At 70.6% G+C, this 9,156-nt stretch carries 13 protein-coding genes; 9 read left to right on the top strand and 4 right to left on the bottom strand.

Translation table 11 applies throughout. From position 1 onward, the window contains the following. Positions 1 to 732: CbiX/SirB N-terminal domain-containing protein (locus KQ303_RS00620; protein WP_259728728.1), on the top strand; the 732-nt coding region annotated here is incomplete at its 5' end. Further along, a complete protein-coding gene (cobA, locus tag KQ303_RS00615) occupies positions 729 to 1,553 on the top strand; it encodes a uroporphyrinogen-III C-methyltransferase (protein WP_094514585.1) in 825 nt (274 codons plus the stop codon). The genes KQ303_RS00620 and cobA, both read left to right, overlap by 4 nt. A 10-nt stretch (positions 1,554 to 1,563) precedes the next feature. Here the strand turns inward: cobA and KQ303_RS00610 are convergent, their stop codons facing one another. After that, positions 1,564 to 1,941, bottom strand: coding sequence for a CsgG/HfaB family protein (locus KQ303_RS00610; protein ID WP_259728727.1), 378 nt, complete (start codon positions 1,939 to 1,941; stop codon positions 1,564 to 1,566). A gap of 371 nt (positions 1,942 to 2,312) precedes the next feature. Here KQ303_RS00610 and KQ303_RS00605 point away from each other — a divergent pair, with 371 nt between their 5' ends. The 5 genes from KQ303_RS00605 (at position 2,313) to KQ303_RS00585 (ending at position 5,508) form a co-directional block, all read left to right on the top strand. Next, positions 2,313 to 2,789, top strand: a complete 477-nt coding sequence (locus KQ303_RS00605; RefSeq protein WP_094514580.1) for a redox protein — start codon at positions 2,313 to 2,315, stop codon at positions 2,787 to 2,789. Positions 2,790 to 2,894: 105 nt separating this feature from the next. Then, on the top strand, positions 2,895 to 3,077 hold the full coding sequence (locus KQ303_RS00600; protein ID WP_094514577.1) for a hypothetical protein: 183 nt from the start codon (positions 2,895 to 2,897) through the stop codon (positions 3,075 to 3,077). Further along, positions 3,067 to 4,449, top strand: a complete 1,383-nt coding sequence (locus tag KQ303_RS00595; RefSeq protein WP_259728726.1) for an NAD(P)-binding protein — start codon at positions 3,067 to 3,069, stop codon at positions 4,447 to 4,449. Before KQ303_RS00600 ends, KQ303_RS00595 begins: the two co-directional genes overlap by 11 nt. Next, complete coding sequence (locus KQ303_RS00590) at positions 4,442 to 4,942, top strand: hypothetical protein (protein WP_311134087.1); 501 nt, start codon at positions 4,442 to 4,444, stop codon at positions 4,940 to 4,942. The genes KQ303_RS00595 and KQ303_RS00590 overlap by 8 nt, the downstream gene beginning before the upstream one ends. Continuing rightward, entirely contained in the window at positions 4,939 to 5,508 is a 570-nt protein-coding gene (locus KQ303_RS00585) for a pyridoxamine 5'-phosphate oxidase family protein (protein ID WP_259728725.1), read from the top strand. The genes KQ303_RS00590 and KQ303_RS00585 overlap by 4 nt, the downstream gene beginning before the upstream one ends. 24 nt (positions 5,509 to 5,532) lie before the next feature. Here KQ303_RS00585 and KQ303_RS00580 read toward each other — a convergent pair whose 3' ends face one another. Together KQ303_RS00580 and KQ303_RS00575 are read right to left on the bottom strand one after the other, a co-directional pair. Next, the gene (locus tag KQ303_RS00580) at positions 5,533 to 6,138 is read right to left on the bottom strand and encodes a peroxiredoxin-like family protein (RefSeq protein ID WP_259728736.1); all 606 of its coding nucleotides are present in this window, start codon (positions 6,136 to 6,138) and stop codon (positions 5,533 to 5,535) included. A 136-nt stretch (positions 6,139 to 6,274) separates the two neighbouring features. After that, on the bottom strand, positions 6,275 to 6,526 hold the full coding sequence (locus KQ303_RS00575; protein ID WP_094514568.1) for a hypothetical protein: 252 nt from the start codon (positions 6,524 to 6,526) through the stop codon (positions 6,275 to 6,277). 517 nt (positions 6,527 to 7,043) lie between these two features. On the opposite strand from KQ303_RS00575, the gene KQ303_RS00570 reads away from it, so the two are divergent. Both KQ303_RS00570 and KQ303_RS00565 read left to right on the top strand, forming a co-directional pair. Further along, a complete protein-coding gene (locus KQ303_RS00570; RefSeq protein WP_259728724.1) occupies positions 7,044 to 7,574 on the top strand; it encodes a DoxX family protein in 531 nt (176 codons plus the stop codon). Positions 7,575 to 7,600: 26 nt separating this feature from the next. Then, positions 7,601 to 7,993, top strand: coding sequence for an MAPEG family protein (locus KQ303_RS00565; RefSeq protein WP_259728723.1), 393 nt, complete (start codon positions 7,601 to 7,603; stop codon positions 7,991 to 7,993). A gap of 156 nt (positions 7,994 to 8,149) precedes the next feature. On the opposite strand, the gene KQ303_RS00560 is transcribed toward KQ303_RS00565, so the two are convergent. After that, positions 8,150 to 8,986, bottom strand: coding sequence for an SDR family oxidoreductase (locus KQ303_RS00560; RefSeq protein ID WP_259728722.1), 837 nt, complete (start codon positions 8,984 to 8,986; stop codon positions 8,150 to 8,152). Positions 8,987 to 9,156 lie beyond the last annotated feature (170 nt).

Below are 9,156 nucleotides of genomic sequence, written 5' to 3'. Positions count from 1 at the left end.
GTGGTCGCGGCCAAGCTCTACCCTGCTGGCGCCACCACCAACAGCGACGCCGGCGTGACCGACATCCGCAAGACCTACAAAACGCTGGAAGCCATGCAGCGCGCCGGCCTGCTGCTGCTGGTGCACGGGCGCAGCGGCGGTCTGATCCCGGACGACCTGTTGGCCCTGCGCGACACGCTGGAGCAACGGCGCGGCGCCAGCGTGCGGCTGCTGGCGCTCACCGCAGCGGAGGGGTCGCCCCATGCACCCCTGCCGCCGCGGCCGGAGGGGCCGGAGGGCGCCACGCTGGTGCCCCTGTTCCTCGTGCCAGGTGGCCATGTGCGGCACGACCTGCCGGCGATCGCCGCCCGCTGGCGTCAGGCGGGTCCGCTGCACCGGCTGCCGTTTCTGGGGGCCTGGCGCTGCTGGCAGCAGGCCCTGGCGCAGGAAGTGCAGGAGCTGGGACAGGGGGCGGCCGCAGCGCCGCTGCTGCTACACCACCCACTGGACGGGGCGCTGGGCCGGCGCTATCTGCAGCACCTGAGCAGGATCACCGGTGCCGCTTGCCGGCCCGCTTCATACAGTGCGCCAGATCCACAGGAGCTCCAACTGGCGATCCGCAGCCCTGTCCTTGCTCTGGCGCTGGCCGCCAACCGCCTCACGGACAGCCTGCCGCTGGAGCTCGGACCCCCCTTGCTGCAACGGCCGCGCCTGCAGCGGGTGCTGCTGGAGAAGCTCGCGGCGCTGCCATGACAGCCACGCCCCTGCCGGACGACGTTTCCCCTTCCAGCGGCGTTTCTGCCAGCGGCAAGGTTTATCTGGTGGGGGCCGGGCCGGGCGATCCCGAGCTGCTCACGCTCAAGGCCCACCGGCTGCTCAGCCAGTGCGATGCCCTCGTCTACGACTCGCTTGTGCCCAAGGCCCTGCTCGATCTGCCGCCGGCCGGCTGTGAGCGCCATTTCGTGGGCAAGCGGCGCGGGCACCATTCCGTGCCACAGCCGAGCACCAATGCCGTGCTGGTGGAGCTGGCCCGGCGGCATCGGCTGGTGGTGCGCCTGAAAGGAGGCGATCCGTTCCTGTTCGGCCGGGGCGGTGAGGAAGCGGCGCACCTCGCCCGCCATGGCGTGGCTGTGGAAGTGGTGCCGGGGGTCACCGCCGGCATCGCGGCGCCGGCCTATGCGGGCATTCCGGTCACCCATCGGCGCGCCGGCTCGAGCGTCACCTTCGTGACGGGGCACGAGGAGATCGACAAAGGGCGCCCCGGGGTGGACTGGCGCGGCCTGGCCCGCTGCAGCGACGGCCTGGTGATCTACATGGGCCTGCACAACCTGCCACGCATCTGCGAGGAACTGATGGCGGGCGGCCTGGCGTCCACCACCCCCGCCGCCGTGATCCAGCAGGGCACCGTGAGCGGCCAGCGCCAGCTGATCGCCGACCTCGGCAGCCTGGCAGCGCGGGTGACGGCGGAGGGGTTTCAGTCGCCGTCGATCGTGGTGGTGGGCCAGGTGGTGGAGGAGCGGGTGGCTGGCTGCGCCCCAGCACCAGCCGCCGTGGACATGCCGATCCCCTTCTGAACGGGGGAGTTCAGCACGGCGGTACACCCGGCTGGCCTTCGGCGCGCAGTGCCTTGGCGGCCGGCAACAGGCTCACGCCCTGGGAGCCGGCCTCGGCGGTGTTGGTGGCACGGCCCTCCACCGTGCGGCGCCCCACCACCTCACCGGTGCTGCTGTCCACCACGCGCACCTCGATGGCCACGTCATCGCGGGTTTCGGCCTGTTGGTGCTGCTTTCCGAATCCCAGCAGGCCAAAGGTGCTGCCGGAGGTCTTGCTCTCCACGTTGGAGTCGTAGGAGGTGACGGTGCCCAGCCCGATGTAGCGGGCGCCGGTCATCTGGCCTTTCTGGGCGGCGTTGGGCCCCTTGCGCACGATGCCGAGCTCGCTGAGCTCCTGCTCGGAGAGCACCTCCTTGAGGTTGGCGCGCCACCACCAGGTCTGCTGGGTGACCGTGTTCTGAAGGCCGGCACCGACACGGGGGGGCGGCTGGCGGGACGGGGGCCGTGCGCTGGCTCTGGGCCAAGGCCGGGGCGGGTAGCAGCGGCGTCAGCAGGCAGGGGGCAGCGGCGGCGCGTGCAACGGTTGAAGCTCTGTGGCGCATTCAACCAACCGGAACGGTTTCCGGTCCCAAAACGTCATTCCGTAGTGGTTGAAACGTTCAACTGAGTGTGATGATCGTTTAGGTAGACCACCGTCTGACGCCGGTTCCGCCCGGTGTGGCCCCAATGACCACAACCGCTCTGCCACAGGGCCCGCATCGCTCGCCCCGGCCGGCGCCGATGTTTGAGCTGATCCCCTACGAGAAGTTTCGCGATACCCCGGCGGTCCGCTTCTTCGATATCACCGTGCCCACCTCGAATGCGAGGGATCTGGTGGTGCACACCGGGCCGGCCGTGAGCCCCCCCGACGACCCCGCCACCGGGGCGTGGCAGTTCTATCTGCATCCCCACCAGGAAGACAACCTGCTGGCCATGCACGGCGGCCGCACCTTCTTCCTGGTGAACCTGGGCTGGAACTACCCGTTCCACATCGTTCGGCTCGACACCGGCGGCGACATCCTGCGCATTCCGCCCGGCACCTTCCACCGCTCGGTGTCCGACCCGGATGGCTCGCTGGTGCTGAACCAAGCGGTGCGCGAGGAAGGGGCGTCGCTGGTGCGTGAATTCCGCGTCTACAACAGCCACAACATTCCCCAGCTCTACGCCGTCACCAGCCAGACAGCACCGCTGCCGAAGCTGCACGGCGTCACCTGGTGAGCCATGGCCTCCAGGGGCTGGCGCAGGTGAGCAGCAAGCAGCGGGTGGTGCGGTGAGCCGACCCACAGCAAGGCATCGAGCTTTGTAACGTTTTATAAAAACGCTGTGGCTTCTCCCCTCTCCCTCGATCGCGAGTTCACTGTGGCGATGCACTCGCGCACCATCGACGACTGCGACGACATCGAAGCCCTGCGCGCCATCGCCAAGACCCTGTTGGAGGCCTGGCAGTTGCAGGCCATGTTCAGCGAGGACTACGGCGCCCAACTGCTCCGCGTCCATGCCCCCTGAGGCGAGCAGCCCGCAGCCGCAGCTGGCCATCGTCGGCGCGGGGCTGGCCGGATGCGCCCTCGCCGCCCAGCTGACGCAGCTGGGCTGGCCGGCACCGATCACCCTCTGGGAAGCCGGGCGTGGACCGGGAGGTCGCGCCAGCACCCGCCGCTCCCGCCACGATCCGCAGCGGCGGGCCGACCACGGTGCTCCACTGCTCACCATCACCACCGATCCGCCGCCGGCGCTGCTGGCGCCACTGCTGGCGGGTGGCTGGATCGAACCCTGGCCTGAACCCTGCGCCCGCCTTGATGCCAGCGGCGCCCTGCAGCCGATCGGGCCGGAGCCGTTGCTGCAGGGCAGCCGCTACCGCGGCCGCGGTGGCATGGAGCAGGTGTGTGCCGGGTTGCTGGCCCTGGCCGGCGCCGGCTGCACGCTGCACAGCTCCCGCCTGATCCAGCGGCTGGAACCACGGGCCGGCGGCGGCTGGCGCCTGCTCGGCCGCGAGGGCGAACACCTGGCAGACGTCGACTGGCTCGTGCTGAGCGGCACCCTGCTGGTGCATCCGCGCGGGCGGGCCCTGCTGGGCGCTGCACCCGCACCGCTGGCGGCGCTGGCGGCCGGCGACCCGCAGCTGGCGGCGGCGCTGCGCGTGATCGCCACCCTGGGCGCGGAGCCTTGCAGCAACCTGATCTGGCAGCTGGAGGGGGCGGCGGCGGAACCCTGGCTGGCCCTGCCGTTTCGCCTGCTGGAGTTCGAAGCCGGCGCCCAGCACCGCTGGGGGCTGCGGCGCGTGTCGATCCAGCCCGGTGCGCAGGGCCGCTGCGCGGTGGTGGCCCACTCCAGCGCCGCGCTCGCCGCCGACCATCTGCAGACGGTGGGCTCGGGCTCCGCCGCTGTGCAGCTGCCGGGGGTGAAGCTCGACCTGGAGCGCGAGCAGGCCCTGATCGCGCAACTCACGGCCGCCGTGCAGGCCGCGCTAGCCGCCTGGCTCCCTGAGGCGACCGGCCAGCCGCCGGCGGGAGAGCGGCAGCTGATGCGCTGGAGCGCCGCTTTTCCCCGCGGCGAGGGGTTGCCCGTCGACCTCAGCCTCTGCGCCCACAGCCGCCTGGCGTTCTGCGGTGACTACCTGACCGGGCCCGGATTCGGCCGCGCCGAAGGGGCCTGGCGCAGCGGCGAACACCTGGCCGAGCGCCTGATGGGGCTGCTGAGCCCCCCTGGCACGCCAGCAGTGGGCGCGGCTTCGGGCTGTCTGGCTGCAGAAGCGCATGAGGCTTCAACTGCGGCCACCGGTGAGGCTTCAGCTACGGCCACGGCTGGGGGTAGGCGCACGTCTTCAGCGTGGAATGCGCGTCCCGACGCGGCGGCCCTGGGAAGGCAAGACAATGGCTGAGCCCCGCCTGCCGCCCATGCCCCCGATGTGCCGGCCGCAGGCCCTGGCGAAACAACTGCAGCGCCAGGCCGGGCCACTGCCGCGCCAAGCCAGGCGCTCGGCCCGCCGCTGGTTCGCCACGGCCGGGCGCGCCGCAGCGGCGATGGTTGCTGTGCTGGCTCTGGTGCTGCTGCCGCTCCTGCAGGCGCCTACCCCGGCGCTGGCGGCGAGCCCCGAGGCTTACCGCTGCGATGGCGATCCCCTGCTGGCCTTGGCCGACAACGGCGCCGTTGATGCCATCGGCATTCCCAACACGGCGGCGGGCACGGTGCCGGGCGCGTTCGTGGTGCTGCGGTGGCGTGGGGTGACGCTGCAGCTGCCGCGCACCAACAACGCCGGCGCCCCCAGCTACACCGACGGCAAGTGGTGGTGGAGCCTGGAGGATCCAGCGGCGCCGCGCTTCCAGCTGCGGCAGGGGGGCGTGATCAGCTACGCCTGCGAGCGCGCCGCTTGAGCAGCAGCGCCCTGCCCGCCTGGCGCGTGTTGCTGCGCGGTGCACGGGAGCGGGAGGGTCGCTCGCCGGCGGGGCGCTGGCTGCAGCTGGCCAGCGTGGGCACCGATGGCACGCCAAGGGTGCGCACGCTGGTGTTCCGCGGCTGGGCGGATGCGGTGCGGCTCGATCTGCTCAGCGACGGGCGCAGCGCCAAAGCCGAGGAGCTGGCGGCCCAGCCGGCGGTGGAACTCTGCTGGCTGCTGCCGAAGGCCCGCAGCCAGTTCCGCCTGCGCGGGCGCCTGGAGCTGCCGGTCGGCGCAGACCTGCTGGCGGCGCGCGAGCGGCACTGGCGCCAGCTGAGCCCGGCGGGGCGGGCGTTGTGGGGCTGGCCGCCGCCGGGGCAGGCACTCGATCCGCAGGCGGCGTTTCCGAGCGAACTGGCCGACGGCACGCCCTTGCCGCCCCACTTTCTGCTGCTGCGCATTGCGGTGCAGCAGGTGGAGTTGCTGGAGCTCAGCGGCACACCGCACCACCGTCAGCGCTGGCGGGAAGCCACCGGCTGGCAGTGCGAGGCGCTCAATCCCTGAGCCGCCTGTGCCGCCAGAACGTGCTCAATCCGGGAGCGCTTCCCCCTCCAGAAAGGGCTCGAGAAACTGGAGCGGCCGGTGCATGGTGGCCGAGAAGCCCAGCAGCCCCGGATCGCGGTGCACGGCGAGCAGACGGTCGTCGGCGTCGATCAGGAAGGTGCCGCCGCGCTGGGTGAGGAAGTCGTCGCGGGGCACATAGGTGCGCCAATGGCCCAGCACTTCGATCATGTTGCTCAGCCGGGTGGTGGCCAGCTCGAAGGGCCGCAGCGGCGTGCGGCGATCGCCGGTGTAGCCGCGCAGCACTTCCGCCAGGGTTCCCGGCGAACTGATCCCGGCGCACATCAGCAGCAGGCCGGGCCAGGGGCCGGCGCTGGCCCCCAGACCCTTCGCCAGGTCAAGGGCGCGGTGCAGCCGGGGCTCGGAATCCACCAGCAGCCGCTCCGGGGGGAAACCGGTAAACGCGCAGAAGCGCTCACGCCCGGGGCCATGGCTGATACCGATGGCCAGCACCTCGATGCCGGCGGACTGCAGCCGGGGCAGGGCAGGCACCAGCGCCTGGGCGTACTCGAGGCTGTCGAAATCACCGAGCTGGGGCCACAGCAGCACCAGGAGACGGCGGCCCGGCCCCATAGCGGGCAGGCCGGCCAGGCGCTCCAGCAGCGCGGCCGGGGCGCGGCAGCCGACAGCCACTCCTGCGGCGGGAGCTGGGGCCGCTTCAGGGGCGGGGGCAGCGGTCATGGCGGGGGAGAAGGAGAAGGGAGCGGACTCAGCCCTGGCGATGGCGCCGGCGGCCGAGCGGTTCGATCCACTCCTGGCGGATCAGGTCGTTGTGCAGCTTGGCGGAGGAGAGGCGGCAGCCCAGCTGGATTTCGCCGTCGTCCAGCAGGCGACCGAGACGCAGCGCCGTGGCCTCCTCGACCCGCGAAAAGCCCTGCTGACGGGCCACGACCCAATCGAGCTCCGACGGGGTGATCACCCCGGTGGCGAGGGTTTCGATGAAGAGTTCGCCGACGGTCATGAACCGATGTTGCGGAATGTAAACATCCTGTCGCGAGACGCGGGCCGGCGCGGGCCCGGCCGAGAGCCGCACACGGCCAGACCGAGTCAGCCGCAGGGCCAGCCGCTGCCTTGCCTCCAGCGCTCCTTTGCGGCGCCACTTCCGTGCACCAATCGCTCAAGCGCACGGCGCCTCCTGCGGCCCAACGGCTCCAAGTCCGCACCCGCGGCATGGCCGCAGCCGCTCGGCCCCGACCCCACCCCCCCGACCTCGACCCCGCCCACAAGCCGGTCTCCTCACACTTCTTCACCTGTCGCGCCATCGTGTGTAAAGAAATGAAAAGTTCATGACCACCCTCACCCTGCTGGAAGTGTTCCTCGGTTTTCTCACCGCGGCCGTTGCCCTCTGGGCCGCCGGCCTGGCCGGCCCTTCCCAGGGACAGCTCTGAGCCGGCGCTGCCAGCTCCGCTTTTCTCAGAATTCCCGCCCCCCGTCCCTTTCCCCCTTCGTCCCCCCTCACCACCGCTCCGGCTGCACCCATGACCTCCTTTCTGTCCCGCTACGTGCTGCGGGAAGGCTTCCTCGCCAACACCGGCCTGCTGATCCTGCGCCTGGCCATCGGCGCGATGATGATCCACCACGGCCAGGAGAAGCTGGCAGATCCGCAGACCTTCGCCACCAATTACGTGGTGCCGTTGCACCTGCCCTTCCCGGTGTTCTTCGCCGAAGTGGCGGGCTTCTCGGAAATCCTCGGCTCCTGGTGCGTGATCCTGGGTTTCTTCACACCGATCGGTGCGCTGGCCCTGGCCGGAACGATGGGCGTGGCGGCTTACCACCACATCCTCACCAGCGGCTTCAACATCTACGTGCTGGAACTGGTGGTGCTGTACCTGGGCGGCAGCCTGGCGATCCTGCTGAACGGCCCGGGCCGCTTCTCCTTTGATGCCGGCATTCTCAGCGGCCTGCTCGGCGCCCGCCAGCCCCAGGCCGCCGCAGCCGCCGGCAGCGCGGCCATGTCCAGCAGCGTGCCCCTCAACCGCGCAGCCACCGCTGCTCCGACCTCCCTCTGAGAATCGAATCTCCCCGCTGAGCGGACATGTCGATTCCCCCCCTGCCGGCTCTGGTCACCCTCGTGGCCATGGTCGGCTTTCTTGCCACCGTGATGCTGGTGGGCGCGGCTCGCGTCAAGCACGGCGTCAAACCGCCCTCGGTGGTGGGTCCCGAGCCGTTCGAGCGGGCGCTGCGGGTGCAGCAGAACACTCTGGAACAGCTGATGGTCTTCCTGCCCTGCTTCTGGCTGGCGGTGGCCTTCAGCAGTGAGCCCGCGGCCACAGCGCTGGGCTTCGTCTGGGTGGGAGGCCGCGTGGCCTTCGCCGTCGGCTACCTCCAGGCGGCCGAGAAACGGGCCGCCGGTTTCGCGATCAGCTTCACCAGCAGCATCGTGCTGCTGGTCATGGCCCTGGTGGGTGTGCTCGCCAGGCTGGGCTGAACCCAGACAGGATGGCGCCGCTCAGGCCTTGGCATTTCAGGAGGAACAGTTCAGGTCAGGAGGAACGGTTCGGGCCTTCTGCTTTGAGGCTGCTCCTCAACTACTGCTGGCGCTGCTGGTGCTGCACCTCAGTTGTTGCTTCCCAGTCCTCGCTCTTCAGCTCCTGCTTGTCTGCGTTGCTGGCGAGTGTGTGCTGGTCATCCCACGCATGACCTGGCCCATGATCCTCACCCGCACCCAGCGCGGCAGGGGGACCAGGGCGTAGGTCAACAGCTTGGAGAGGGCGCCGGGCAGCACGGTGCCTTGACGCCCGAGGGCCTCAAGGATCGGCTGGGCGATCGCTTCGGGGTCGAGAGCATGGCCAAGGCGCAGGCCGGCCCGGCTCGCGAAGCCGCTGTGGGTGGGCCCCGGCGCAGCCGCCAGCACATCCACGCCGCAGGCGCTGAGCTCCACCTGCAGCGCTTCCGCCAGGGCCTGCACGTAGGCCTTGGTGGCGGCGTAATGGGCGGCGTAGGGCATCCCCTGAAAGCCCACGATCGAGCTGAGCAACACCAGACCACCCCGGCCCCGGGCGCGAAAGCGGCGCCCGAAATGGAAACAGGCCTGCATCAGCGCTCGGCCGTTCACCATCAACAGCTCGGTTTCGCTGGTGAGGTCGGCATCGAGGAAGGGGCCCGAGCTGCCGAAACCCGCGGCGGCCACCAGCAGACCCACCTCCAGCGGATCCGTGGCGGCACAAAGCACAGCGAGCTGGTCGTCCCGAGCCAGATCCAGATCCAGCACGCACACCTGCACGCCGTGCCGGGCAGCGAGCTGGGCGGCAAGGCCATCGAGTGCAGGGCGGCTGCGGGCCACCAGCACCAGGTTCAGCCCCGTCTCCGCCAGGCGGCAGGCCAGGGCACGGCCGATGCCGGAAGAGGCCCCGGTCACCACGGCCCAGGGTCCGTAGCGGCTGAGGAAATGCTGCTGACGGCGGGTACGGGCGGTTGTCATTGCTGGGTAGCGACTGGAACGACTGGGGAACGGATGGAGCGCGGCTGGTGTACAGGCGGGGAGTGGATTGGAGCGCGGCGGGGACAGGCAGCGGCAGGCGAGCGGCAGTTCTGGTTGTTAGCCATGATGTGCGTCATGCCATTGAGCAAAAAAGAGAGGGGGCGGATCCG

Origin of the sequence: Synechococcus sp. CS-1333, assembly GCF_025128015.1 — a bacterium.
Lineage (GTDB): Bacteria > Cyanobacteriota > Cyanobacteriia > PCC-6307 > Cyanobiaceae > MW101C3.
Note: the sequence above shows the minus strand (reverse complement) of the source record. Positions and strands in the feature narration are given on the sequence as shown.

Coding starts and splice junctions, on each gene's coding strand:
- KQ303_RS00605 (WP_094514580.1), top strand. CDS start 2,313: ATGTTTGAGCTGATCCCCTACGAGAAGTTTCGCGATACCCCGGCGGTC.
- KQ303_RS00590 (WP_311134087.1), top strand. CDS start 4,442: ATGGCTGAGCCCCGCCTGCCGCCCATGCCCCCGATGTGCCGGCCGCAG.
- KQ303_RS00575 (WP_094514568.1), bottom strand. CDS start 6,526: ATGACCGTCGGCGAACTCTTCATCGAAACCCTCGCCACCGGGGTGATC.
- KQ303_RS00560 (WP_259728722.1), bottom strand. CDS start 8,986: ATGACAACCGCCCGTACCCGCCGTCAGCAGCATTTCCTCAGCCGCTAC.
- KQ303_RS00580 (WP_259728736.1), bottom strand. CDS start 6,138: ATGGGGCCGGGCCGCCGTCTCCTGGTGCTGCTGTGGCCCCAGCTCGGT.
- KQ303_RS00565 (WP_259728723.1), top strand. CDS start 7,601: ATGTCGATTCCCCCCCTGCCGGCTCTGGTCACCCTCGTGGCCATGGTC.
- KQ303_RS00570 (WP_259728724.1), top strand. CDS start 7,044: ATGACCTCCTTTCTGTCCCGCTACGTGCTGCGGGAAGGCTTCCTCGCC.
- KQ303_RS00595 (WP_259728726.1), top strand. CDS start 3,067: ATGCCCCCTGAGGCGAGCAGCCCGCAGCCGCAGCTGGCCATCGTCGGC.
- cobA (WP_094514585.1), top strand. CDS start 729: ATGACAGCCACGCCCCTGCCGGACGACGTTTCCCCTTCCAGCGGCGTT.